Genomic DNA, 24,445 nt, shown 5'->3' on the forward strand with positions numbered 1-24,445 from the left:
TCCTTACGTAACTAAATGTCTGATCCGAATAGAAAATTGCCGGAACAGTAGTGAACGCTGCGCGGCGATGGCCCGTAAGTGATGGCAGGCAGAAATAAAAACGGCCTGCAAAGCAGGCCGTTGGCACAACGTAAACAGCTGTTACTGAAGTGCAGCCATCGCAGCGGCGTAGTTCGGCTCGTCAGCAATTTCGCCAACCAGCTCGCTGTGCAGCACCTTGTCGTTTTCATCCAGCACCACCACAGCACGGGCAGCAACACCCACCAGCGGACCGCTGGCGATGGCCACACCGTAGCTTTGCAGGAAGTCAGCACCACGCATGGTGGACAGGTTGATCACGTTTTCCAGGCCTTCAGCACCACAGAAACGCGCCTGGGCAAATGGCAGGTCAGTGGAAATGCACAGCACCACGGTGTTGGCCAGTTTGCTGGCACCGGCGTTGAACGTACGCACGGAGGTGGCGCAGGTTGGGGTATCAACACTTGGGAAAATGTTCAGGACTTTGCGCTTGCCGGCCAGGCTGGCCAGGCTCACGTCGCTCAGGTCGCCGGCAACCAGGCTAAACGCCGGGGCTTGCTGACCAACCTGCGGCAGTTGACCGGTAACTTCAACCGGGGAACCTTTGAGGGTGATTTGTGCCATTGGAAACGATCCTTATCAGTGGATTTGAGGGGCGGTGAACAAGTAAGGGCGCGAACCGGCCAAATGGCAAGCACGCGCCCCTGCAAAGAGGGCAAGCAGAGCTGACCGTTGAGTCAGACTACCCTGCGCGCCCAGGCGACACATCAATTTTTTGCGAAGTGATCCTTGGTCAGCTTGACCACGATCGGACTGAGCAACAGCAGCGACAACAGGTTAGGAATCGCCATCAGACCGTTGAGGGTATCGGCCACCAACCAGGCGAAGTCCAGCTGGGCAATCGCACCAAACGGCACGGCCAGCACCCAGAGCACACGGAACGGCAGGATTGCCTTGGTGCCTACCAGGTATTCCCAGCAGCGCTCGCCGTAGTAGCTCCAGCCAAGGATGGTGGTATAGGCAAAGATCACCAGGGCGATGGTAAGGATATAACCGCCGACGCCAGGCATGGCCGACTCGAAGGCCGCTGCCGACAACGCCGCCCCGCTGGCACCGCTGGTCCATACGCCTGAGCAGATGATCGCCAGACCCGTCATCGAGCAGATGATGATGGTGTCAATAAAGGTGCCGATCATGCCGATCATGCCCGAGCGCACCGGGCTATTGGTGGTGCCGGCCGCCTGGGCGATACCGGCAGTACCCAGGCCCGCCTCGTTGGAGAAGATGCCGCGCGCCACACCGAAACGAATCGCCGCCATAACTGCCGCGCCGGCAAAACCGCCAGTGGCCGCAGCAGGGCTGAAGGCATGGGTGAAGATCAGGTCGAAAGCACCGGGAATCGCGTCAGCATGCACCACCAGCACAACGATCGAGGCAATGATGTAGGCCACGCACATAAACGGCACCAGCGACGCCGCCACCTTACCGATACGCTTGATCCCGCCAAGAATCACCAGACCGGTGATCACCATGGTTACCACACCGGTGACCCACAGCGGGATGTTGAAGCTGGCTTGCAGGGCCGATGCCATGCTGTTGACTTGCACCATATTACCGATGCCGAAACCGGCAAAGCCGCCGAAGATGGCGAACGCAGTGCCCAACCACAGCCATTTTTTACCCAGGCCGTTCTTGATGGCGTACATCGGACCGCCGACGTGCTCGCCGCGCTCATCCTTCTCGCGGTAATGCACCGCCAACACCACTTCGCAGTACTTGGTGGCCATACCGACCAGTGCGGTACACCACATCCAGAACAACGCACCGGGGCCGCCGAGGAAAATCGCTGTGGCTACACCGGCGATATTGCCGGTACCGACAGTGGCGGCCAGGCAGGTCATCAGGGCCTGGAACGGGCTGATTTCACCGCTCTCGGCATCACCTTTCTGACGGCCTTGCCACATCAGTTTGAAGCCCGCGCCAATCTTGCTCAGCGGCATGAATTTCAGACGCAACATGAGGAACAGACCGGTGCCGAGAATCAGCACCAGCATGGGCGGGCCCCAGACCACGCCATTGAGTTGATTGACCAGGGTGTTGACGAATTCCATGCTCATTTCCTTATTCTTGTAGTGAACGCGAGGTGGGTAGCCTTCTCTTGTCCGATTGCCGGGTAGGCCAAACTGATGAACAGAACGCGAACCGGGTTGGCGCGCCTGCTAACAGCGGATCGGGCTATACCAGCCAGCACAACGACTGCCAGGTATCAGCGGCGGTCAGTATATGAAGACTGTGATAGTGGTTTTCACTGTTTAGATTTCAACGCTCAGACGTTTTGAGCGAGGGGCGCAATTTAAACGCGAATTAACAGGCTTAATCCAGCGTCCTCCCGCAGAAACATGGCCTAGAAATCGCGCCGATAGAACAAATCCAGAGAGCTCGCCAACCCGCTGGCAGCCTCAAGGTAGAGCCGTCGGCTCAGTTCATAGCGCAAGGCGATGGTATTCGCTGGTTCGAACACCCCCACGCCGTAGCGCAGGCTCAATCGCTCCGAGAGATTGCCGCTGGCGACCACGCTGGTGGTTACCCCAGAGCCCTGGGTGTCGAGTTGAAAATCACTGATACCCAAGCCCTGCGCCAGGTTATTGACCAACGGTGCACTGCCGGCCATCCCCAGGGCCAGCGCAGCTTGTGCCAGCATCGTATTGTCACCACCGCCCTGCCCCAGTGGCCGCCCCATAACCAGGTAAGACAACGCCTGCTCCTGACTCATGGCCGGTTCGGAAAACACCGTACTGGTCGGTTGCGCGGCATTACCACTGAGGCGTAAACCAGCCGTCACACCATCGACCTTGCGCACAGCCTCGATATCAAGAAATGGCTGATCAATCGGCCCGGCGAACAGCAGGCGTGCGCGGCGTATATTCAGGCGCTGGCCGTAGGCGCGGAAACGGCCCTTGTTCAGGCTCAACTCGCCGCGGGTGTCCAGGTCATTGCCAATGTGTACGCGCCCCAGCAGCTCGGCATCCAGTCCAAAGCCGCTGAAGGTGAGGCGCTGTTGACCCACTTCAACGTCAACATCCATGGCGATGGCCGTCGCCTGCTGCTGCGGGCTATCGCGCCCTACTACCTGGGCATCGCTGGAAACCTGCACCGTTGAAGGTGGCAGCTCGCGCACCTCAATCTTGCCGCTGGGGATCAGCACCTTGCCGGCCAGCGACAGCTGCTCATCACGCAGGCTTAAACGCAGATTCGGTTCGACCTCCAGCGCGGAATAGGGCTCAACAGTGACCGGTAGACGACTGCCTCGCAGCTGCATGTTCGCCACCAGCCCATCGGCCCAGCTCAGCTCGCCATTCAGACTGCCCTGCCCTTGCTCACCGCTGCGCCAATCGCCCTCCAGCAGCAACCGCTCGCCTGCGATCTGCGCCTGCAATTGCAGCTGCTCGATGTTCATCGGTAGTTCAGCGCCGCTTATTTCGCCATTCAGCACGCGCAGGTTGCCGTTGATCTGCGGTACCAACAGCCCGCCCGACAATGTGCCCGTGCCATTCAGTTGCCCAGCGATACGCTCGACCATCGGTACAAACGGGCGGGCCAGGGCCAAGTCCAGGCCATTCAGGCGGAAGCTGCCAGACAACGGCTTGCTCGCCGGGCGCGGATCCAGTTGAGCCTGCAGCGACAGCTCGCCAATGGTTGGGCCACGCAGCTCCAGCAGGCTATCGATGCGCTGCGGGCGCAACTGTGTACTCAGGCGCAGGCTGTCGTAGGCAAACTCCAGCCACTGCTGCTGATCACGAATGCGCCAGATGCCGCTGCCGGCATCCAGTTCCAGGCTGCCATTCGGACCGCTGGCCGGCATATCGAGCTGCAGCCGACCATTGAGCTCACCCTGCCAGCTGAAATCCTTCGGCCACAGCGCCGCCAAGCTCTCCATGGGGAAGTTGCTCAGCCGGTAGTTGAGCTTGGGCTGCGGCAGCAGGCGCTGCTCCGTGCCGCACAGACTGGCCTCGCCAGAACGCCAGCAATGCGCGCCCAGGCTGAGGTGCCCATTGGCCAGCCGCACCAGCGTGGCCGGCTGTTGCAGGCGCCAATCTTGGCCACCGCTTTGCACCTCGCCACTACTCAGGCTGCCGCGCCAGTTACCCTTGTCCAGCTTGCCGGCCAGGGCCAGCTGGCTTTGCAACAAGGGACCTTGCAGGTGCAGCTCAAGACTTTGTTGCTGCTGATCACCAGCGGCAGTGACATCCAGGCGCCCCAACTCGGTTTCACCCAGCTGAATACCCAATGCCTCAAGGGTGATTCGGCCACGCTGGGCACTGTTCAGGCTGGCGTCGAGCTTGAGCTGTTGCAGACGTTGATCGTCATAGGCCAGGCGCTCACCTTGCAGCTGCAACTGGCCCTGGGGTGCTTGCAGACTCCCAGCCAGGTCCAGCTGACCATTAAGGTGCCCCTGCAAGCCTGGCCAAAGCTGCCCCAATCGCGGCATCGCTAGTAATAACCGGCCGCTCAGCTGTTGCTGCAAGGCGGCCTGACCGCTGATGCGGTTATCACCCAGGCGGATATCCAGGGCACTCAGCTCGCCCTGCTCCAGGTCACCGGCAAACTTCGCCAGCAGCTTGGCCGGCTGACCACGCAGGCGGCCGGTGAGGTCGATGTCGGCGTTAAGGTTAAGCTGCTGATTGATCAAGCTGCCTGAGCTGTTCAAAGGGCCCGCCAGGCTGCCGGGTAACTCGGCCAGCCAGTAGGCTGGATCAAGCTGACTCAACTGCAGGCGCACATCCCAACTCAGCTGCTCGGCAAAACCCAAGCTGACCTGGCCTTCGGCGCGGCCTTGGCCGGCCTGCATACGCAGCTCTGGCAGATACAGCTTCTGTAGATCGCCACTCAGCGGGCTTTGCAGGCTAAACGCGCCGGCAGGGCCATCCAGCTCGGCAGCGAAATGCCCGAGGTAGTTGCCATCCTGATAAGCCAGCTCGCCATTAAGCACCCGCAACGCCACAGGCGCTGGCTCGTCCAGCGGATAAAGGCGCTGCCAGGGGAAGCTCTGCCAGTTGAAGCGGCTATACAGGCTCAGACCTTGCTGCCAGTTCAGCTCGCCGCTGAGCTGTACCTGCTGCTCCGGTTCGGCGGTCAAGCTCAGGTTGCTGATGGCCGCGCCGTCAGCCTTGAGCAGCCCCGCCAGCGCCATAGCAATAAGCCCTTCAGTTGCTGGCAGGCTGGCACTGCCGATGATCTGATAGCCGGCCTGCAAATCGCCCTGGGCATTTAGCTCAACCTGCTCAAGGTTAAGGGTGTCGGGCAGCTCAGCGCTGGCTTTGAAGCTGGCGACCTGCAAGCGCAGTTGCGCCGGCAGGTGTTCAGCCAAAGGCTGTACCCAACCGCTCAGTTCGCCGGTCAGATAGCCGCTGCTTCTGGCTGTCAGTTGCACCTGCTCGCGCAGCTCACCGTTGAGCTGCAGCGCCACCGGCCAAGCCTGCTGCTCGGGCGCCGGCAATTGCAGTTGTCCGCTCAGTTGCAGCGGCCAGTTGCCGGAGGTTTGCACCTGGCCCTGCAACGCCACCTGCAGATCGGCGGTAGCCAGGCTGAGGTTGTCAATCTGAATACCCTTTGCAGTCCAGCGCGCGGCCAGCTGCAAGCCTTGCAACTGTTCGACGCCATTGAGCTGCAGGCTGTCGATCTGCACCTGCCCCAGTTGCAACGCCAGCGGCAGGCTCAGGTCCGGCAGACTGAATGGCTCGCTGCTGGGCTGTTCATCATCCGGGAAAACCAAGCTGATCGGCCCGCTGCGCAGTTGCTCGATACACAACGTCAAGCGTAACAGGCAGGTAGGCGACCAATCCAGGCTAGGCGCCATTACCTCCACGCTATTCTCGCCTTGTTGCCAGCGCAGCTGTGTCGCGCTCCAGCTACCGCCTAGGCGGCCATCGAAGTCGTCAACCTGCAAGCCCGGCACCTGCGCCAATAACCAGCGGCTGCCGCCCAGGGTGCCCAGTAGCAGGCTCAGGCTGATTGCCAGCACAAGCAGCAGGCCCAGCAGACTGAACAGCCCATAACGTAACCAGCGCATCACAGTTCCGGCCCCATGGAAAAATGCAGGCGCACGCCGCCCTGGTCATCCAATGGATGCGCCAGATCCAGGCGCAACGGTCCGAGTGGTGATACCCAACGCACGCCCAGACCCACGGCACTTTTCAGCGACGGAAGCTGCAGCGAGTCAAAGGTATTGCCCTGATCGAAGAAGCTCGCCAAGCGCCAGCGCTCAGTCAGGCTGTATTGGTATTCCAGGCTGCTGGTAAAGAGGTAGCGCCCACCGATCTTGTCGCCGGCGCGGTTTTCCGGCGACAGGCTCTGGTAGTCATAGCCGCGCACGCTCTGGTCACCACCCGCGAAGAAGCGCAGGGACGGCGGCACCTTGGCAAACCCATCGGATTCAGTGCCACCCACCTGCACCCGCCCCAGCAGTCGATGGCGCTTGAATACGGTGGTCAGACCCTTGAGTTGGATATTGCCGTGCAGCACATTGGCATCGGACAACAACCCCTTGGCCGCGCCGGACAGATCAAACTGCAGGCGGTAGCCGTGGTTGGGGTCGATCTGGTTATCACTCTGCAGGTAGGAATAACTCAGGCCTGGCATCAGCAGCGTGCTGGTCCCCGCGTCATCGCCCAGGTCGTACTGCTCGTGCTGCCATTTCAGCGACAACACGCGCTGCCAGCCGCTGTCGAGCTTGCTGTGCCATTCCGGGCCGACAGTCAGCAGACGGCTGCTGCTGTCGGTATTGGCCAGGTCTTCGGCCTGATAGCCGCCGGCCACCCGCAATTTATCGGTCAGCGGCGGATCGAGCGGCACGTCATACCACAGGCCAACATTCTGCCGCGGCGCTGACAGTTCGAATTCTGCGCCATAGCTATGCCCTTGTGGATTGGCCCAGTGCCGCGTCCAGTTGGCCCGGCCACGCGGCCCCACGTCGGTGGAAAAACCCAAGCCCAGGCCCATGCTGCGTGGCTTGCGCGCCTGCAATTGAACCTGCACAGGGATCTGTTCACCACTGGCAGTACTGGGGTTGGCATCCACCTGCACCGACTCGAAATAACCACTGGAGCGCAGCGCCTGATACAGCTCGGCAATCAGTGCCGAGTCATAGGGCGTATCCGCCGGGAACGGCACCATGCGCTGCAGCAATTGCTCATTAAAGGGCGCATCGCCGACAAAACTCACCGCGCCCAATTGATAGCGTGGGCCGCTGAGATAGATCAGTTCGATATCGGCAACCCCGGCCTCGGGGTCGATTGTGAGTTTTTGACGACTAAAGCGCCCGGCGAAGAAGCCATAACGCGAAGCCTGATTCTGAATTTCGCGCTTCGCGGCGTCGTACTGACCGTGGTTAAGTTGTGCCCCACTCCGCAATTGCGGGTCATAGGGCGTTCGAAAGGCGCGCAGTTGCGCCGCTGGGCCTTCGACGCGCACCACCACATCACGCAAACGCACCGGTTCACCCGGCTGAATGCGTACGGTCAGGCGCGGTGTTGCGCCCTCGCTGACTTCAGTCGTGATCTGCGCCTGGTAGAAACCCAGAGCATGGGCGGCTTTCTCTGCCTGGTTTTCGGCGACCCGACGAAAGCGCTGCAAGGCTTCGGCATCACGCTCACCCAAGCTGCCGATGTAGCCCTCGATATTGCTTTTCAGCGCGCTGTTGGCAGGCTCAACCCGCACACGCAACTGTGCTTCGGCCAGGGCCGTAGCACTCAGCAGCAGAAGAAACAGCGCGGTGAAAAGGTGGAGAGAAACAGGCATGAGGGCGATGCTAGCACGAGCTCAGGGCCGACTTAGAGCACCAGTGCGGGCAAATAGTTGCGACTCGATGTGTCTGTAGACACACCGAGCAGGCCGTTATCAGGCACTGGCCTTGATTGCCAGTTGCGGACTTGGATGGAAGAAAACGTGCTCGATAATCGGGCCGATGGCCACTTCCCCAATCTCTTCGTACCCCTGGCGCTTATAGAAATCCAGGTAATGCGAATTTCCGGTATCCAGCACCACGCCCTGGGAACTGGCGTCTTCGGCGCACCAGTTGTGCAGTGCTTCAAGCAGTTGCTCGCCAAGGTTTTTGCCCTGGTATTCCGGATGAATGCCCAGCAGCGGCAACACGTGGTAGGGCCCCGGCGGCAGGCAGGCGATCACTGCATCGTGGTATTCCAGATAGCGCTTGGTGCAACGGAAGCCGGTGGTCAGCAGCATGCGCATGCGCCAGCCCCAGCTTTCGGTGATGTCCATGCGCCGCTGTGGCGGAGCGATCAACGCCATGCCGATCAGTCGATCGTCGATAAGCAAGCCAATCGCCGGCAGGTCTTCGGCAAAGTGCTGCTGCACCAGCTCACGTACCGTGGCGCGTACGCGCTGGTCATAGCCTGGCCGCTCGGCTTCAAACAGGTAGGCAAAGGTGGGGTCGTGACGATAGGCGTGATACAGCAGCGAGCGTGCTTCTCGGGCATAGCCACTATCGAGCATACGTACTTCGGCGAGACTGTTGGGCATCGAATTGACCTCTGTTGTTCTTGATTTACTGGGCCTGCAGCCACGTTAGCACCGCGCACTCTGCGCCGCCACAGGCTGGCCGGCAGGGCCGCTAATCGGCTAGCATCGCGGGCTTTCCAGAGCCACAGCCAGGACTGCCGCCCATGAAGATCGTCTCCTTCAATATCAATGGCCTGCGTGCACGCCCGCATCAACTGGCAGCATTGATCGAGAAACACCAGCCGGATGTGATCGGCCTGCAGGAAACCAAAGTTGCCGACGAGCAGTTCCCCGAGGCGGATATCCGTGAGCTCGGCTACCACGTGCACTACCATGGCCAGAAAGGCCATTACGGTGTCGCCCTACTCTCGCGCCAGGAACCACTGAGCCTGCACAAGGGCTTTCCCGGCGACGCCGAAGACGCGCAGCGACGTTTTATCTACGGCACCTTCGCCGATGCCCAAGGCAACCCGGTGACGGTGATGAACGGCTACTTTCCGCAAGGCGAAAGCCGCGAACATCCGACCAAGTTCCCGGCAAAACAGCGTTTCTATGCCGACCTGCAACAGCTGCTGCTGAGCCAGTTCAGCCCCGAGCAGGCGCTGGTGGTGATGGGTGATATCAATATTTCGCCGGAAGATTGCGACATCGGCATTGGTGAACCCAATCGTCTGCGCTGGCTGAAAACCGGCAAATGCAGCTTTCTGCCAGAAGAGCGCGAGTGGCTGGCCACCCTAAAGAACTGGGGCCTGGTTGACAGCTTCCGCCACCTCAACCCCACAGTGAATGACCGTTTCAGCTGGTTCGATTACCGCAGCCGCGGCTTCGAAGACGAACCCAAGCGCGGCCTGCGCATCGACGTGATTCTCGCCTCTCAGGCGTTGCAGGCGCGGATCAAGGACGCCGGCGTCGACTACGACCTGCGCGGCATGGAAAAGCCATCGGACCATGCCCCCATCTGGCTTGAATTGGCTCAGTAAGCCTGCAATAGAGCCTTTATATAGATAAGTGACTGTCATATTGCAGTCACTTTTTTGTCTTATCGTCGCGGCACTTTCACTCACCCATATAAGGTGTTTGCCGCATGCTGCGCGCCTCCTCTGCCTTCGAACGTGACACCTGGATTCGCACCGTCAGCTTTTTGCTGCTCGGCTCCATCTGCTACGCCCTGCCCTGGTCAGTATTTGCCGCCCTGCCAGTCCCAAGCGACAACAGCAGCGTATTGCGCATACAGGGCTCAAACACCATTGGTGCGCGGTTGGGCCCGGCATTGGTCAAAGGCCTGCTCGAGGAACAAGGCCTGAGCGCAATCCGCGTCGAAGCAGGCAATGCAGAAAACGAGCAGACAATCATCGGCAAAACCACCGATGGCCGCAGTGTGAGCATCGAGGTAGCGGCCCATGGTTCGGGCACTGGGTTTACCTCACTGGCCGACGGCAGTGCTGAACTGGCGGCCTCGTCCCGGCCGATCAAGGACAGCGAAGCCACTAGCCTGCTGAACTTGGGCGACCTGAAAAGCGCCAGCGCCGAGCAGATCATCGCCCTCGATGGCCTGGCTATTATCCTGCACCCGAATAACCCGCTGGGCGCGCTGAACACGGCACAACTGGCACAGATATTCGCTGGCGAGATCAGCAACTGGTCGCAACTCGGCGCTCCGGCTGGCGCCATCACCCTGTACGCCCGAGATGACAAGTCCGGCACCTTCGACACGTTCAAGGAGCTGGTGCTGAGCGCCAACGGTAAAGCCTTGGCGGCCAGCGCCAAACGCTTTGAGTCGAGTGAAAAACTCTCCGACGCGGTCAGCCAGGACCCTAATGGCATCGGCTTTATCGGCCTGCCGTATATCCGCCAGGCCAAAGCGCTGGCGATTGCCGCGGGTGATTCGCAACCCATGCTGCCAAGCCTGACCCTAATCGCCACCGAGGATTACCCGCTGTCGCGACGGTTGTTCTTCTACAACCAGCCAGAGTTGAACAACCCTTGGGGGCGCGCTCTGGTGCAGTTTGCTCATAGTCCGCGCGGCCAGGCGATCGTTGAACAGAGCGGATTTATTGCGCAGACCGTTCAAGCGGTAAAAATCCCCGTAAACCCGCAGATGCCGGCGAATTACCAAGAGCTGGCCGAGCATGCGCAACGTCTGTCGGTAAACTTCCGTTTTCAGGAAGGCAGCGCCACTCTCGACAATAAAGCCCTGCGTGATCTCAACCGGCTGATGACCTACCTAAACGAGCAGAACAAGCTGCGCGATAAAGTGGTGCTGGTTGGGTTTGGCGATACCAAGGCTGACACCGCCCGCGCAGAACTGCTGTCGAAACTGCGCGCTATGGCAGTGCGCCGTGAACTGAACAAAGGTGGCGTGATCTTCCGCGACATCATCGGCCTGGGTGATGAGCTGCCAGTGGCCGCCAACAGCGGTGATGATGGGCGGATCAAGAACCGCCGGGTAGAAGTCTGGGTTTATTGAGCCTGGCTCAGCCCCCGCGTTGTTTGCAGGTATTGCTGCATTAGGCAGTGATTAACAACGCCGAGTGGCTAAGCTGAACAAACTTTCTCGCCTCTACTTGAGGTTCTGCCATGCTCGCTACACCTCTGCGGTTGATCCTGCTACTGGCACTGCTGGTCGTACAAACCGTCCAGGCCGAGGTGTTCCGCGTGTTTGGCGCACACGACGGCTTCCCCAAATACTTTGAGGAGGATGGTGAGGCCAAGGGCATTGTCGTGGACATCAGTAAACACTGCCTGAACCAGATGCAGGTGCCCTACCAGATCCAGCTGCTGCCATGGAAACGCGCCTACACCATGGCCGAACGCAGCGACGGCGGTGTAATTGGTTTGTCGATCAGTGATGAGCGCCTGGCTCTGTTCGACTTTTCCGAAGCAATTTTCACCGAACATATCGTGCTGGTGGTGCAGAAAGGCCGCGAGTTTGCCTACCAGAACATCACTGACCTGAAAGACAAGCTGATCGGCGCCACTATCGGCACCAGCTATGGCACTGCCTATGACGAAGCCGTGGCCAACGGCACCCTGACCATCGTCGGTTTCAATGACACTCGCAGCGGCCTTGGCATGCTGCAGCGCGGGCGCATTGATGCGATCCTGGTCGGTTCCAGCGTTGATATCAGCCGGCTCGCCCAGAGCTGGCCTGGCTTGCAGCCCGATGCCTTCACAACGTTGCCAGTGCCGTTCAAGAGTGACAGCAAGCACATGGGCATCGCCAAAACGCTGAAGATGGGCTGGTTCCTCGAGCAGTTCAATCAGTGCCTGAAGAATGGCCACGACACGGGCATTTTTGCCCCAATCATCTACCAATACAGCAATTAAATCGCCCGCTCAGGTGCTTGCCAAGTTTGCTGCGAGAGCCTAATGCTTAGGCCATGTCTGTGTTGGTGATTGCCGACATACACAGCCCTTTCAGGAGCATTAATCGTTTGAGCTCACCGAGCATTGTTATCGAGCCGCTGGCGCAGCGCGGCAAGCTGCGTTGGCAAGTGCGCATGGGTCGACGTAGCCTGATCTTCCATGAGGAGCACGCCGCCCGTGCCTTCGCTGCGCAACTGCATATGCGTTTGCTCTGGCTGCAAGAGCATGCCAACACGGATGATGAGTTTGCCCCGCCGGGCAAATCATACGAATAGCCTGTGCTTTCTTTGCTAAGGGCTTTAGCCGCGACACGTTCACGATCAATCGCGACTAAAGACCTCCCCACATAGACTGGCAAACAACGACAGAGCATGCCTAAAACAGCACTGCCCACAACGCACAAGGCCCGCAATTGCGGGCCTTGTGCGTTTTCAGTGACGTGCCCGGCGCCTTAGCGGCTGGCTTTCATCACATCCTTGGACACGTACTTGCCGATCTCGAACTTGCCGATCGCCGCGCGATGCACTTCGTCCGGGCCGTCAGCCAGACGCAGGGTGCGCTGCATGGCGTACCAGTAGGCCAGCGGGAAGTCGTTGCTAACCCCTGCGCCGCCGTGAATCTGGATGGCGCGGTCAATCACTTTCAGCGCCACGTTCGGTGCGACCACCTTGATCTGGGCGATCTCACTGGCGGCAATCTTGTTACCAACGGTGTCCATCATGTACGCCGCGTTCAGCGTCAGCAGACGTGCCATGTTGATTTCCATGCGCGAGTCGGCGATGTGATCAATGTTGCCGCCCAGACGCGCCAGCGGTTTGCCGAAGGCGGTGCGGCTGATGGAGCGCTCGCACATCAACTTCAGTGCGCGCTCGGCCATGCCGATGGAGCGCATGCAGTGGTGAATACGGCCTGGGCCAAGGCGACCTTGAGCAATTTCGAAGCCACGGCCCTCACCCAACAGCACGTTTTCGTAAGGTACACGGACGTTTTCGAACAGTACTTCGGCATGGCCGTGTGGCGCATCGTCGTAACCGAACACCGGCAGCGGACGCAGCACTTTCACGCCGGGGGCGTCCATCGGCACCAGAATCATCGAGTGCTGTGCATGGCGCGGGCCATCCGGATTGGTCAGGCCCATGAAGATCATGATTTTGCAGCGCGGGTCGCACGCACCCGATGTCCACCATTTGCGGCCGTTGATCACCCACTCATCACCCTGACGCACAGCGCTGGCCTGCATATTGGTGGCATCGGAGGACGCTACACCGGGCTCGGTCATGGCGAAGGCGGAACGGATGGTGCCGTCCAGCAGCGGCTTGAGCCACTGCTCTTTCTGCGCTTCATTGGCATAGCGCACCAACACTTCCATGTTGCCGGTATCCGGCGCGGCGCAGTTGAACGGTTCAGCACCGATCAGCGAGCTGCCCATGATTTCCGCCAGCGGCGCGTATTCGGTGTTGGTCAGGCCGGCACCCAGCTCGGACTCCGGCAGAAACAGGTTCCACAGGCCTTCGGCTTTAGCCTTGGCTTTCAACTCTTCCATGATCGCGGTGGGCTGCCAGCGGTCGCCTTCATTGACCTGCTGCTCGAACACGGCTTCGGCTGGATAGACATGGGTCTCCATAAACGCGGTGACGCGCTCACGCAGCTGCTGAACCTTGGGGGAGTAGGCGAAATCCATGATGGCTACCTTCTGACGCTAATTTTGGGGGAATTCGGTGAAGTGGAAATGATGCTAGAACAGGGCTTAGGATTTATCTAATCTATTCTCACCGTGTATAAACATTCATCACCGATATATGATCCACTGATACCGACATCCTGCGGAGCGAGCGTGTAATGAATCTGAACAAGGTCGACCTCAACCTCTTTGTCGTCTTCGATGCCATATACACCGAGGCCAATCTAACCCGCGCCGGACAGATCGTCGGTATTACCCAACCCGCCGTGTCCAACGCCCTGGCACGCCTGCGGGAAACCTTCAATGACCCGCTGTTTGTTCGCACCGCCCAGGGCATGGTGCCCACGCCGATGGCGCAGAACATCATCGGCCCGGTGCGCAACGCCCTGCAGCAGCTGCGCATTTCCGTGCAGGAAAGCCGCATCTTCAACCCAGCGCAGGCCAATAAAACCTTCCGCATCAGCATGACTGACCTCACCGAGGCCATCATCCTGCCGCCGCTGTTCCAGCGCCTGCGCCGCATGGCTCCTAACGTAAACATTGAAAGCATGCTCGCGCGGCGCCGCGAAACCACCAAGGAGCTGGCTGCTGGCCGCTTGGATTTTGCGGTGGATGCACCGCTTAATACGGACCCGCAGGTGCGCCACGTCAAGCTGATGGAAGACCGTTACGTCTGCGCCCTGCGCCGTGGCCATCCGCTTGCCAAAGACAAGATCAGCCTCGACGAATACATGGGCCTGACCCATATCCATATTTCCAGCCGGCGCAGCGGCTTGGGCCACGTTGACCTGGCTCTGGGCCGCATGGGCATCCAGCGCAAGATTGCCCTGCGCTCGCAGCATTATCTGATGGCCACCACTGTGCTGCAGAGCACAGACATGGCCATGACCGTGCCGGAGCGCTTTGCCCGTCGCAATGACCTGCATTTTGTCGAGTTGCCGATCAAGGACATGACGCCCCTGGAAACCCACCTGTACTGGCACGAAAGTACCGACCAGGATCCAGCCAATCGCTGGATGCGCGAACAGATCATCGAAATTGCCCAGCAGGCCATTGCCTTGGAGAAAAAAGCCGAGAAGGCTCAGGCCTGATGCCATTGGCCAGCACGCGTACGCCAATGCGGGTGCTGTTTATCTGCACCAAGAACCGCTTGCGCAGCCCCACCGCCGAACAGGTTTTCGCCAATTGGCCTGGGGTAGAAACCGCCTCGGCTGGGGTTAACCGCGATGCTGACAACCCGGTCAGCCCCGAACTGCTCGAGTGGGCCGAGTTGATCCTGGTGATGGAAAGCCGCCATCGGCGCAAACTGGCGGAAAAGTTTCGCCGCCAGCTTGGTAACAAGCCCATCTACAGCCTCAATATCCCCGACGATTACGCGTATATGGACCCCGCGCTGGTGCATGTGCTGCAGCAGCGCGTACCTCCCTACCTTTCTAGATAAGCGCCGTAAGCCTTTATCGAATAACAGTTTTAAGCCCATAAATCCGCATCAGGTTTGATCAACCCGATCACGCAACATGCACTCTGGTTGACTACAGGCGCCGGCAAGCTTACGTTAACGTAAAGGTAAACAAGAGCACTGCTGCATGTCCGCCACCACCTACTCCATTTCCGAACTGGCCCGCGAGCTGGATATCACCACCCGCGCCATTCGTTTCTATGAAGAACAGCAGATGCTCAGTCCCGAGCGTCGCGGTCAGGAGCGCATCTACACCGCCAAGGACAAAGTGACTCTCAAGCTGATCCTGCGCGGCAAACGCATCGGCTTTTCGCTGGCCGAGTGCAAGGAACTGATCGAGCTATACGACCCGGTGCACGGCAATCACAAGCAGCTGCACACCTTTATGGCCAAGATCGCCGAGCGCCGCGCCCAGCTGCAGCAGCAACTGCTGGATATCGAACAGATGCAACTTGAGCTGGATACCGCCGAAGAGCGCTGCCTGGCAGCCCTGGCTGAAACTGATAAAAAACAAACCGTTATCTCCTGAACTTAATTCGAACAATTACAGGTGGAACCATGAGCTACCCATCCCTCAACTTCGGTCTCGGCGAAACCATCGATATGCTGCGCGACTCGGTGTATCAGTTCTCACAAGCCGAACTGGCCCCGCGTGCGGCGCAGATCGACCGCGACAACGAGTTCCCCATGGACATGTGGCACAAGTTTGGCGACATGGGCCTGCTCGGCATGACCGTGGAAGAGGAATACGGCGGCACCAACATGGGCTACCTGGCGCATGTGGTAGCCATGGAAGAGATCAGCCGCGCCTCGGCCTCGGTCGGTCTGTCCTATGGCGCGCACTCCAACCTGTGCCTGAACCAGATCCGCAAAAACGGTACCCACGAGCAAAAGACCAAATACCTGCCCAAGCTGTGTTCCGGCGAACACGTCGGCGCCCTGGCCATGAGCGAGCCGAACGCCGGTTCTGACGTGGTATCGATGAAGCTGCGTGCCGAGAAGCGCGGCGATCGCTATGTACTCAACGGCAACAAGATGTGGATCACCAACGGCCCCGACGCCCACACCTACGTGATCTACGCCAAGACCGACATCAACGCCGGCTCGCGTGGCATGACTGCGTTTATCGTCGAGCGCGACTACAAGGGCTTCTCCCGCCACCAGAAGCTGGACAAGCTGGGCATGCGCGGCTCGAACACCTGCGAGCTGGTGTTCGAGGATTGCGAAGTACCGGAAGAGAACATCCTCGGTGTCGAAGGCGGCGGCGTGCGCGTGCTGATGAGCGGCCTGGACTACGAGCGCACCGTGCTCTCCGGCGGCCCGACCGGGATCATGACTGCCTGCATGGACGTGGTGCTGCCCTACGTGCACGAACGTCAGCAGTTCAAGCAGTCGATCGGCGAGTTCCAACTGGTGCAGGGCAAGTTGGCCGATATGTATGCCGGCATGAACGCGTCCAAGTCCTACCTGTACAACGTCGCCAAGGCCTGCGACCGCGGCGAGGAATCGCGCAAGGACGCCGCCGCTGTGATCCTCTACACGGCAGAAATGGCCACCAAGATGGCGCTGGATACCATCCAGCTGCTCGGTGGCAACGGCTACACCAACGAATATCCAGCCGGCCGCCTGCTGCGTGACGCCAAGCTCTACGAGATTGGCGCCGGCACCAGCGAAATCCGCCGGATGCTGATCGGCCGCGAACTGTTCAACGAAACCAAATAGCCTGACGGAGCGCGCCAGATGGCCATTCTGCACACCCAGATCAACACCCGTTCACCGGAGTTCGCCGCCAATAGCGCGGCGATGCTCACCCAGGTCAACGACCTGCGCGCCCTGCTCGCCCGCGTTCACGAAGGCGGCGGTGCCAAAGCCCAGGAGCGCCACACCTCGCGCGGCAAGTTGCTGCCACGGGAACGAATCAACCGCCTGCTGGACATCGGCTCGCCGTTTCTCGAGATCGGCCAGCTGGCCGCCCATGAGGTGTATGGCGAAGAGGTGCCGGCGGCTGGCGTGGTGGCCGGTATCGGCAGGGTCGAGGGTGTCGAATGCATGATCGTGGCCAACGACGCCACGGTAAAAGGCGGCAGCTACTACCCACTGACGGTGAAAAAGCACCTGCGCGCACAAACCATCGCCCAACAGAATCGCCTGCCGTGCATCTACTTGGTGGATTCCGGCGGCGCCAACCTGCCGCGTCAGGATGAGGTGTTCCCGGACCGCGAGCACTTCGGCCGAATCTTCTTTAACCAGGCCAATATGTCGGCCATGGGCATCCCACAGATCGCCGTGGTCATGGGCTCTTGCACCGCTGGTGGCGCCTATGTGCCGGCTATGGCCGATGAAGCGATCATGGTGCGCAACCAGGCCACCATCTTCCTCGCCGGCCCGCCGCTGGTAAAAGCCGCCACCGGTGAGGTGGTCAGCGCCGAAGACCTCGGCGGCGCCGATGTGCATTGCAAAACTTCAGGCGTGGCTGACCATTACGCCGACAACGACGAACACGCTCTGGCCCTGGCCAGGCGCAGCATCGGCAATCTCAACTGGCGCAAGCTCGGCGTGCTGAACAACCGCACGCCGATCAATCCGCTATACAGCGGCGAAGAACTGTACGGGGTGATTCCGGCAGATGCCAAGCAGCCCTTTGATGTGCGTGAAGTGATCGCTCGCACCGTCGATGGCAGCGTGTTCGATGAGTTCAAGGCATTGTTTGGCGCCACCCTGGTGTGCGGCTTTGCGCATATCCACGGTTATCCAGTGGCGATCCTCGCCAATAACGGGATCTTGTTTGCTGAATCGGCGCAAAAAGGCGCGCACTTTATCGAGCTGGCCTGCCAGCGCGGCATTCCGCTGCTGTTCCTGCAGAACATCACCGGCTTTATGGTCGGGCAGAAGTACGAAGCCGGCGGCATCGCCAAACACGGCGCCAAGCTGGTAAACGCCGTGGCCTGCGCCAAGGTGCCGAAATTCACCGTGATCATCGGCGGCAGCTTCGGCGCCGGTAACTACGGCATGTGTGGCCGCGCCTACGACCCGCGCTTCCTGTGGATGTGGCCGAATGCGCGGATCGGCGTGATGGGCGCCGAACAGGCCGCAGGCGTCTTGGTGCAGGTCAAACACGAACAGGCCGCTCGCGCCGGGCAGAGCTTCTCTGCCGAAGATGAAGCCAAGCTCAAGCAGCCGATCCTCGAACAGTACGAACGCCAAGGCCACCCTTACTACTCCAGCGCCCGCTTGTGGGATGACGGGGTTATCGACCCGGCGCAAACCCGCGACATCTTGGGCCTGGCGCTGTCCGCCAGCCTTAACGCGCCGATTGAGCCGACCACCTTTGGCGTGTTCCGCATGTAAGGCAGCGCCCTGCCCCGGATTCTAGAGCGACAGACCATGACCGACTTCAACACCATCGAACTGCAAACAGACCCACGCGGTTTTGCCACCCTCTGGCTCAATCGCGCGGACAAGAACAACGCATTTAACGCCGAAATGATCCGCGAGCTGATTCTCGCCCTCGACACGGTGATGGCCGACAAAACCCTGCGGTTCCTGCTGCTGCGCGGCCGCGGCAAGCACTTTTCCGCCGGCGCGGACCTGGCCTGGATGCAGTACGCGGCGACCCTGGACTACAACGCCAACCTCGCCGACTCACGCGAGCTGGCCGAGCTGATGCACAACCTGTATCAGCTGAAGATCCCGACTCTGGCCGTGGTGCAAGGCGCGGCTTTTGGCGGCGCACTCGGTTTGATCAGTTGCTGCGACATGGCCATCGGCACCGTTGACGCCCAGCTGTGCCTGTCCGAAGTGCGCATCGGCCTGGCGCCGGCGGTGATCAGCCCCTTTGTCGTGCAGGCCATCGGCGAGCGCGCTGCGCGCCGTTATGCACTGACGGCTGAGCGCTTTAGCGGCCAACGGGCTCAGGAGCTGGGGCTATTTGCCGAATGCTATGCCGCCGACGTCCTGGAGCAGGCCGTGGTCGAGTGGGTCGACACGCTGCTGCTCAACAGCCCGCAGGCGATGCTCGCCAGCAAGGATCTGCTGCGTGAAGTCGGCAGCGGCGTGCTGACCCCGGCGCTGCGCCGTTATACCGAGAACGCGATTGCCCGTATCCGCGTCAGCCCCGAAGGTCAGGAAGGTCTGCGGGCATTCCTGGATAAACGCAAGCCCACCTGGCAGGAGCCGCAAGCATGAGTCTTAAGCCTATCGACACCCTGCTGGTGGCCAACCGTGGTGAAATCGCTTGCCGGGTGATGCGCACGGCCAAGGCAATGGGCATCCAGACCGTGGCGGTACACAGCGCCATCGACGCCAACGCGCGCCATGTGCGCGAGGCCGATCTGGCGGTGAATCTGGGCGGAGCCAAGCCGGCGGAAAGCTACCTGCGGATCGACGCGCTGATCGCTGCGGTCAAAGCCAGCGGTGCTCAGGCGATCCATCCCGGTTATGGCTTTCTCTCGGAAAACGCCGGCTTTGCCCGCGCCATCGAAACCGCCGGTTTGATCTTTCTCGGCCCGCCCTCCTCGGCTATAGACGCCATGGGTAGTAAGTCCGCCGCAAAAGCGCTGATGGAAGCCGCCGGCGTACCGTTGGTGCCCGGTTATCACGGCGAAGCACAGGATGTGGAAACCTTCCGCACTGCCTCGAACGCAATCGGCTACCCGGTACTGCTAAAGGCTGCTGCCGGTGGCGGCGGCAAGGGTATGAAAGTGGTCGAGGTTGAGAGCGAACTGGCCGAGGCTCTGGCCAGCGCCCAGCGCGAGGCGCAATCGTCGTTCGGCGACTCACGCATGTTGGTGGAAAAATACGTCCTCAAACCGCGCCATGTGGAGATCCAGATATTTGCCGACCAGCACGGCAATTGCCTGTACCTGAATGAGCGCGACTGCTCGATCCAGCGCCGTCACCAGAAGGTTGTCGAAGAAGCCCCTGCTCCTGGCCTGTCAGCCGAACTGCGCCGCGCCATGGGCGAGGCAGCGGTCAAGGCGGCTCAGGCCATCGGTTATGTCGGTGCCGGCACCGTGGAATTTCTGCTGGATGAGCGCGGCGACTTCTTCTTTATGGAGATGAACACCCGTCTGCAGGTCGAGCACCCGGTTACCGAGCTGATCACCGGCCTGGATCTGGTCGCCTGGCAGATCCGCGTCGCCCGTGGTGAAGCGCTGCCGATTACTCAGGAGCAGGTGCCGCTGATTGGCCACGCCATTGAAGTGCGGCTGTACGCGGAAGACCCGGACAACGACTTCCTACCTGCCACAGGCGCCCTGGCGTTGTACCGCGAAGCCAATGCTGGCTCAGGCCGCCGGGTAGACAGCGGCGTCAGCGAAGGCGATGAAGTCTCGCCCTTCTATGACCCGATGCTCGGCAAGCTGATCGCCTGGGGCGAAAACCGCGAAGAGGCGCGCCTGCGCCTGCTGGCCATGCTTAAGGAAACCTGCGTCGGCGGAGTCAGAACCAATCTAGCCTTTCTCACCCGCGTGCTGGCCCATCCGGCCTTTGCCAATGCGGAGCTGGATACCGGTTTTATTCCGCGTCACGAAGCGCAGCTGCTGCCTCCGGTAACCGAGTTACCGGCCGAGTTCTGGCAACTTGCAGCCGAAGCCTTTGTGCAAAGCGAAGCGCCGCTGCAGCGCCACGACGACTGCCATTCGCCCTGGTCGCGCAATAACGGCCTGCGTCTGGGGCTGCCGGCGGAAACTGACCTGCATCTAAGCTGCCAGAACGAGCGCCAGGTGGTACGCCTGCGTCATGCCTCGGCTTCCACCCTACAGTTGCAAGGTGAAAGCCTGTCGGTTGAACGCGATGGCCTGCGGCAGCAGCACCTTGCGATTCGCCGCGGCGACAGCCTGTATCTGCACTATGCCGGCGAGCTGCGCAGCATCAAGCGCGTCGACCCGATTGCCGAAGTCGAAGCCAGCCATCAGCATCACGGCGGCCTCACTGCGCCCATGAACGGCAGTATCGTGCGCGTGCTGGTCGAGGCCGGCCAGCAGGTCGAAGCCGGTGCTGCGCTGGTGGTGCTGGAAGCGATGAAGATGGAACACAGCATCCGCGCGCCGCATGCCGGCACTGTCAAGGCGCTGTATTGCCGCGAGGGCGAGATGGTCAGCGAAGGCGCGGTACTGGTGGAGCTGGAAGAAATCAGCGCATAACCTTTTGTAGGAGTGCCTTTAGCCAAGCTCGCCGCTAAAGCGCCTCCTACGACGTTGAGCGCGATACCCATCGAGACGAACAACGAGGCAACGATGAACCTACCCAAACAAGTTCGCCTGGTCGAAGTCGGCCCTCGCGACGGTTTGCAAAACGAGAAACAGCCGATCAGCGTGGGCGATAAGGTCCGCCTGGTCGATGACCTGTCTGCCGCAGGCCTCGGCTACATCGAGGTCGGTAGCTTTGTCTCGCCCAAGTGGGTGCCGCAAATGGCGGGCAGCGCCGAGGTGTTTGCGCAGATCCAGCAGTTGCCAGGTATTACCTACGCGGCCCTGGCGCCTAATCTGAAAGGATTTGAAGGCGCGCTGCAAGCGGGCGTGCGCGAAGTGGCGGTGTTTGCCGCGGCTTCGGAAGCTTTCTCGCAGAAGAACATAAACTGCTCAATTAGCGAGAGCCTTGAGCGCTTTGTCCCGGTAATGGACGCCGCCAAGCAGCATGGCGTCCGCGTGCGCGGCTATGTGTCCTGCGTGTTGGGTTGCCCGTACGACGGCAGCGTGCCACCCGAGCAAGTCGCCAGCGTGGCCCGAGAGCTGTATGCCATGGGCTGCTATGAGGTTTCCCTGGGCGACACCATAGGGGCCGGCACTGCCGGAGCAACCCGTCACCTGTTCAACGTGGTCGGCCGTGAGGTGCCACGTAACTTGCTGGCCGGGCACTTCCATGACACTTATGGCCAGGCTTTGGCCAATATCTACGCCAGTCTGCTCGAAGGCATCAGCGTATTCGACAGCTCGGTCGCGGGTCTGGGTGGCTGCCCTTACGCCAAAGGCGCCACCGGCAATGTCGCGACCGAAGATGTGCTTTACCTGCTCGAGGGCCTGGGCATCGAAACCGGTATCGATATGGGCCGGCTGATCGCCGCCGGCCAGCGTATTTGCGCGGTACTGGATAAGTCCAATGGCTCGCGTGTGGCACGGGCCAAGCTGGCCAGCGCGTAGTTGTAGGTAGTGCGTAAGGTTTTATTTACGCACTGTAAAGCACCGCCGTCAGGCTTACTGCCCGCTGCCTGATGGCGGTGCGAAGCGACTACAGCAGCTGCTGCTAGCGATCAGCGCGAGCGCTAAACAACTCGACGCAAGCCCTCCGCCAGCCAGTAGGCTTTCAGAAATAAGCCGGCTAACCGCGCCGGCATAACAAGAACGATGAGGAAGCACGATGCAACAGCCACTGTGGACGCCTTCTGCCGAACGTATTGCGGCGACACGAATGGACAGCTTCCGCCGCTTCGTCAATCAGCGCCACAGCCTGCAACTGACCGACTATTCAGCCCTGCACGCCTGGAGCGTGACGCAGCGCGAGTCCTTCTGGCAGGCAATTGTCGAGTTCTTTGAAATACGCTTTAGCGCCCAGCCCGAGGCAGTGCTGCAAGAAAGCAGCGCCATGCCCAGCGCTCACTGGTTTCCTGGCGCGACGCTGAACTTTGCCGAACACCTGCTGCGCCGCCGCGATAACTACCCTGCCCTGGTGGCTATCGGTGAAGACGGTTCCCGCGAGCAACTGAGCTATGCCGAACTAGCCGCCCATGTCGCGGGTTTGCAACGCAGCCTGCGCGCTGCCGGCGTGGGTATTGGCGACCGCGTTGCTGCCTTTATGCCCAACACCTGGCAAACCTTGGTCGGCATGCTTGCCGCCAGCAGCCTCGGTGCAACCTGGTCGAGCTGCTCGCCGGACTTTGGCACCCAGGGCGTGATCGACCGCTTCGGCCAGATCGAGCCCAAGGTGCTGATCGCCGCCGCCGGCTATCGCTACGCCGGCAAGAATCTGGATCTGACCGCCAAGCTCAACGAAATCCTCGAGCGCCTGCCCTCGCTTGAGCAGTTGATTGTGGTGCCCTACTCCAACACCCAGACCAAAGCCGACGACTTCCATTCGGAGGCCAAAGTTGCGTTGTGGCAGGACTTCTACCAGGCCGGCGGCGAGCCCGAATTCACCCAGGTACCGTTCGATCACCCGCTGTATATCCTCTACTCCAGCGGCACCACCGGCGTGCCCAAGTGCATCGTTCACGGCACCGGTGGCACCTTGCTGCAGCACGTCAAGGAACTCGGCCTGCACACTGATCTGCATGCCGACGACACGCTGTTCTACTACACCACCTGCGGCTGGATGATGTGGAACTGGCTGGTCTCTGGCCTGGCCCTGGGCGCCACTCTGGTGCTGTTTGACGGCTCGCCCTTCCACCCAGGTGCCGAGCGGCTGATCGACCTGATCGATGCGGAAAACATCAGCATATTCGGCACCAGCGCCAAGTTTCTCGCTGCCCTGGAAAAAGCCGGGGCCAAGCCCGGCAGCACGCACAAACAGCAACGGCTTAAGGCGATTTTGTCGACCGGCTCGCCGCTGTCTCACGAGAGCTTCGAGTACGTCTACCGCGAGATCAAAGCCGATATCTGCCTGTCATCCATCTCCGGCGGCACCGATATCGTCTCCTGCTTCGCTCTCGGCAACCCGGTGCTGCCAGTGTGGCGCGGCGAGCTGCAATGCAAGGGCTTGGGCATGGACGTGCAGGTATGGAACGACGCCGGCCAAGCGGTTACAGGCGAAAAAGGCGAATTGGTCTGCGCCCAGCATTTCCCATCGATGCCGATTGGCTTCTGGAAGGATGTTGATGGCAGCAAGTTCCAGGCAGCCTACTTCGAGACCTTCCCCGGTATCTGGGCCCATGGCGATTACGCTGAAATCACTGCCCACGGGGGTTTGGTAATTCACGGCCGCAGTGACGCGGTACTAAATCCCGGCGGCGTGCGTATCGGCACCGCGGAGATCTACCGCCAGGTGGAAAAGGTCGAAGCCGTGCTGGAGTCCATCGCCATCGGCCAGGAGTGGGATGATGACGTGCGTGTGGTGCTGTTTGTCCGTCTGCGCGAGGGCATCGAACTGACCGACGCGCTGCAAACGCAGATCCGTCACATGATTCGCGCCAACACCACACCGCGCCATGTACCAGCCAAGATCATCGCCGTAGCGGATATCCCGCGCACCATCAGCGGCAAGATCGTCGAACTGGCGGTGCGCAACGTGGTACACGGCAAACCGGTGAAAAACACCGATGCCCTGGCCAACCCACAGGCGCTGGAGTTGTACCGCGACCTAGCAGAACTACGGGACTAAAGTACCAAAAACTCCAGCCGATCCAAGCGCACGGTGCTTATACTCCAAGTCAGTCGTTGCTGGAGTGCTGCCGTGGTTGTGCGCTGGATCTG

General features: G+C 60.6%; 19 protein-coding genes. 13 read left to right on the forward strand and 6 right to left on the reverse strand.

Features of this window, described 5'->3' with window-relative positions; all coding sequences use genetic code 11:
• Nucleotides 1–141: 141 nt before the first annotated feature.
• The 5 genes from tpx to BLO50_RS14025 all read right to left on the reverse strand — a co-directional run bounded on the left by tpx (nt 142) and on the right by BLO50_RS14025 (nt 8,556).
• On the reverse strand, nt 142–642 hold the full coding sequence (tpx, locus tag BLO50_RS14005) for a thiol peroxidase (RefSeq protein WP_090253845.1): 501 nt from the start codon (nt 640–642) through the stop codon (nt 142–144).
• Between the two features lie 143 nt (nt 643–785).
• On the reverse strand, nt 786–2,129 hold the full coding sequence (locus BLO50_RS14010; RefSeq protein ID WP_090253847.1) for an alanine/glycine:cation symporter family protein: 1,344 nt from the start codon (nt 2,127–2,129) through the stop codon (nt 786–788).
• 293 nt (nt 2,130–2,422) lie between these two features.
• Nucleotides 2,423–6,091, reverse strand: a complete 3,669-nt coding sequence (locus BLO50_RS14015; RefSeq protein WP_420875461.1) for a translocation/assembly module TamB domain-containing protein — start codon at nt 6,089–6,091, stop codon at nt 2,423–2,425.
• Nucleotides 6,088–7,815 (reverse strand): autotransporter assembly complex protein TamA, encoded by a 1,728-nt coding sequence (locus BLO50_RS14020; RefSeq protein ID WP_090253852.1) that lies wholly within the window; start codon nt 7,813–7,815, stop codon nt 6,088–6,090. The genes BLO50_RS14015 and BLO50_RS14020 overlap by 4 nt, the downstream gene beginning before the upstream one ends.
• A 99-nt stretch (nt 7,816–7,914) precedes the next feature.
• On the reverse strand, nt 7,915–8,556 hold the full coding sequence (locus tag BLO50_RS14025; RefSeq protein WP_090253854.1) for a GNAT family N-acetyltransferase: 642 nt from the start codon (nt 8,554–8,556) through the stop codon (nt 7,915–7,917).
• A gap of 143 nt (nt 8,557–8,699) precedes the next feature.
• On the opposite strand from BLO50_RS14025, the gene xthA reads away from it, so the two are divergent.
• From xthA to BLO50_RS14045, 4 genes are all read left to right on the forward strand, one after another.
• Nucleotides 8,700–9,515: an exodeoxyribonuclease III gene (gene xthA, locus BLO50_RS14030; RefSeq protein WP_090253856.1), complete on the forward strand. Its 816-nt coding sequence runs from the start codon at nt 8,700–8,702 to the stop codon at nt 9,513–9,515.
• A 104-nt stretch (nt 9,516–9,619) separates the two neighbouring features.
• On the forward strand, nt 9,620–11,002 hold the full coding sequence (locus BLO50_RS14035; RefSeq protein WP_090253858.1) for a substrate-binding domain-containing protein: 1,383 nt from the start codon (nt 9,620–9,622) through the stop codon (nt 11,000–11,002).
• Nucleotides 11,003–11,112: 110 nt separating this feature from the next.
• Entirely contained in the window at nt 11,113–11,862 is a 750-nt protein-coding gene (locus tag BLO50_RS14040) for a substrate-binding periplasmic protein (protein WP_090253860.1), read from the forward strand.
• 107 nt (nt 11,863–11,969) lie between these two features.
• The gene (locus BLO50_RS14045; RefSeq protein WP_090253862.1) at nt 11,970–12,176 is read left to right on the forward strand and encodes a hypothetical protein; all 207 of its coding nucleotides are present in this window, start codon (nt 11,970–11,972) and stop codon (nt 12,174–12,176) included.
• 176 nt (nt 12,177–12,352) lie between these two features.
• On the opposite strand, the gene BLO50_RS14050 is transcribed toward BLO50_RS14045, so the two are convergent.
• Nucleotides 12,353–13,582: an acyl-CoA dehydrogenase gene (locus BLO50_RS14050; protein WP_090253864.1), complete on the reverse strand. Its 1,230-nt coding sequence runs from the start codon at nt 13,580–13,582 to the stop codon at nt 12,353–12,355.
• A 158-nt stretch (nt 13,583–13,740) separates the two neighbouring features.
• On the opposite strand from BLO50_RS14050, the gene BLO50_RS14055 reads away from it, so the two are divergent.
• The 9 genes from BLO50_RS14055 (at nt 13,741) to BLO50_RS14095 (ending at nt 24,353) form a co-directional block, all read left to right on the forward strand.
• Nucleotides 13,741–14,673 carry a LysR family transcriptional regulator gene (locus tag BLO50_RS14055; RefSeq protein WP_090253866.1) on the forward strand — a complete coding sequence of 311 codons (933 nt, stop codon included), beginning with the start codon at nt 13,741–13,743 and terminating at the stop codon, nt 14,671–14,673.
• Nucleotides 14,673–15,023: a low molecular weight protein tyrosine phosphatase family protein gene (locus BLO50_RS14060; RefSeq protein ID WP_244152888.1), complete on the forward strand. Its 351-nt coding sequence runs from the start codon at nt 14,673–14,675 to the stop codon at nt 15,021–15,023. Before BLO50_RS14055 ends, BLO50_RS14060 begins: the two co-directional genes overlap by 1 nt.
• 145 nt (nt 15,024–15,168) lie before the next feature.
• Nucleotides 15,169–15,570 carry a MerR family transcriptional regulator gene (locus BLO50_RS14065; RefSeq protein ID WP_090253868.1) on the forward strand — a complete coding sequence of 134 codons (402 nt, stop codon included), beginning with the start codon at nt 15,169–15,171 and terminating at the stop codon, nt 15,568–15,570.
• Between the two features lie 29 nt (nt 15,571–15,599).
• Nucleotides 15,600–16,763 (forward strand): isovaleryl-CoA dehydrogenase, encoded by a 1,164-nt coding sequence (locus BLO50_RS14070; protein WP_090253870.1) that lies wholly within the window; start codon nt 15,600–15,602, stop codon nt 16,761–16,763.
• 18 nt (nt 16,764–16,781) lie between these two features.
• Nucleotides 16,782–18,389 (forward strand): carboxyl transferase domain-containing protein, encoded by a 1,608-nt coding sequence (locus BLO50_RS14075; RefSeq protein ID WP_090253872.1) that lies wholly within the window; start codon nt 16,782–16,784, stop codon nt 18,387–18,389.
• Between the two features lie 36 nt (nt 18,390–18,425).
• A complete protein-coding gene (locus tag BLO50_RS14080) occupies nt 18,426–19,226 on the forward strand; it encodes a gamma-carboxygeranoyl-CoA hydratase (RefSeq protein WP_090253874.1) in 801 nt (266 codons plus the stop codon).
• The gene (locus BLO50_RS14085) at nt 19,223–21,184 is read left to right on the forward strand and encodes an acetyl/propionyl/methylcrotonyl-CoA carboxylase subunit alpha (protein ID WP_090253876.1); all 1,962 of its coding nucleotides are present in this window, start codon (nt 19,223–19,225) and stop codon (nt 21,182–21,184) included. Before BLO50_RS14080 ends, BLO50_RS14085 begins: the two co-directional genes overlap by 4 nt.
• Before the next feature lie 93 nt (nt 21,185–21,277).
• Nucleotides 21,278–22,180, forward strand: a complete 903-nt coding sequence (locus BLO50_RS14090; protein ID WP_090253878.1) for a hydroxymethylglutaryl-CoA lyase — start codon at nt 21,278–21,280, stop codon at nt 22,178–22,180.
• A gap of 217 nt (nt 22,181–22,397) precedes the next feature.
• Nucleotides 22,398–24,353 carry an acetoacetate--CoA ligase gene (locus BLO50_RS14095; protein WP_090253880.1) on the forward strand — a complete coding sequence of 652 codons (1,956 nt, stop codon included), beginning with the start codon at nt 22,398–22,400 and terminating at the stop codon, nt 24,351–24,353.
• Nucleotides 24,354–24,445: the final 92 nt, after the last annotated feature.

Origin of the sequence: Pseudomonas peli, assembly GCF_900099645.1 — a bacterium.
In the GTDB taxonomy this organism is placed as follows: domain Bacteria; phylum Pseudomonadota; class Gammaproteobacteria; order Pseudomonadales; family Pseudomonadaceae; genus Aquipseudomonas; species Aquipseudomonas peli.

Coding starts and splice junctions, on each gene's coding strand:
- BLO50_RS14050 (WP_090253864.1), bottom strand. CDS start 13,582: ATGGATTTCGCCTACTCCCCCAAGGTTCAGCAGCTGCGTGAGCGCGTC.
- tpx (WP_090253845.1), bottom strand. CDS start 642: ATGGCACAAATCACCCTCAAAGGTTCCCCGGTTGAAGTTACCGGTCAA.
- BLO50_RS14085 (WP_090253876.1), top strand. CDS start 19,223: ATGAGTCTTAAGCCTATCGACACCCTGCTGGTGGCCAACCGTGGTGAA.
- BLO50_RS14020 (WP_090253852.1), bottom strand. CDS start 7,815: ATGCCTGTTTCTCTCCACCTTTTCACCGCGCTGTTTCTTCTGCTGCTG.
- BLO50_RS14060 (WP_244152888.1), top strand. CDS start 14,673: ATGCCATTGGCCAGCACGCGTACGCCAATGCGGGTGCTGTTTATCTGC.
- BLO50_RS14040 (WP_090253860.1), top strand. CDS start 11,113: ATGCTCGCTACACCTCTGCGGTTGATCCTGCTACTGGCACTGCTGGTC.
- BLO50_RS14095 (WP_090253880.1), top strand. CDS start 22,398: ATGCAACAGCCACTGTGGACGCCTTCTGCCGAACGTATTGCGGCGACA.
- BLO50_RS14025 (WP_090253854.1), bottom strand. CDS start 8,556: ATGCCCAACAGTCTCGCCGAAGTACGTATGCTCGATAGTGGCTATGCC.
- BLO50_RS14010 (WP_090253847.1), bottom strand. CDS start 2,129: ATGGAATTCGTCAACACCCTGGTCAATCAACTCAATGGCGTGGTCTGG.
- BLO50_RS14035 (WP_090253858.1), top strand. CDS start 9,620: ATGCTGCGCGCCTCCTCTGCCTTCGAACGTGACACCTGGATTCGCACC.
- xthA (WP_090253856.1), top strand. CDS start 8,700: ATGAAGATCGTCTCCTTCAATATCAATGGCCTGCGTGCACGCCCGCAT.
- BLO50_RS14070 (WP_090253870.1), top strand. CDS start 15,600: ATGAGCTACCCATCCCTCAACTTCGGTCTCGGCGAAACCATCGATATG.
- BLO50_RS14075 (WP_090253872.1), top strand. CDS start 16,782: ATGGCCATTCTGCACACCCAGATCAACACCCGTTCACCGGAGTTCGCC.
- BLO50_RS14090 (WP_090253878.1), top strand. CDS start 21,278: ATGAACCTACCCAAACAAGTTCGCCTGGTCGAAGTCGGCCCTCGCGAC.
- BLO50_RS14055 (WP_090253866.1), top strand. CDS start 13,741: ATGAATCTGAACAAGGTCGACCTCAACCTCTTTGTCGTCTTCGATGCC.
- BLO50_RS14080 (WP_090253874.1), top strand. CDS start 18,426: ATGACCGACTTCAACACCATCGAACTGCAAACAGACCCACGCGGTTTT.
- BLO50_RS14065 (WP_090253868.1), top strand. CDS start 15,169: ATGTCCGCCACCACCTACTCCATTTCCGAACTGGCCCGCGAGCTGGAT.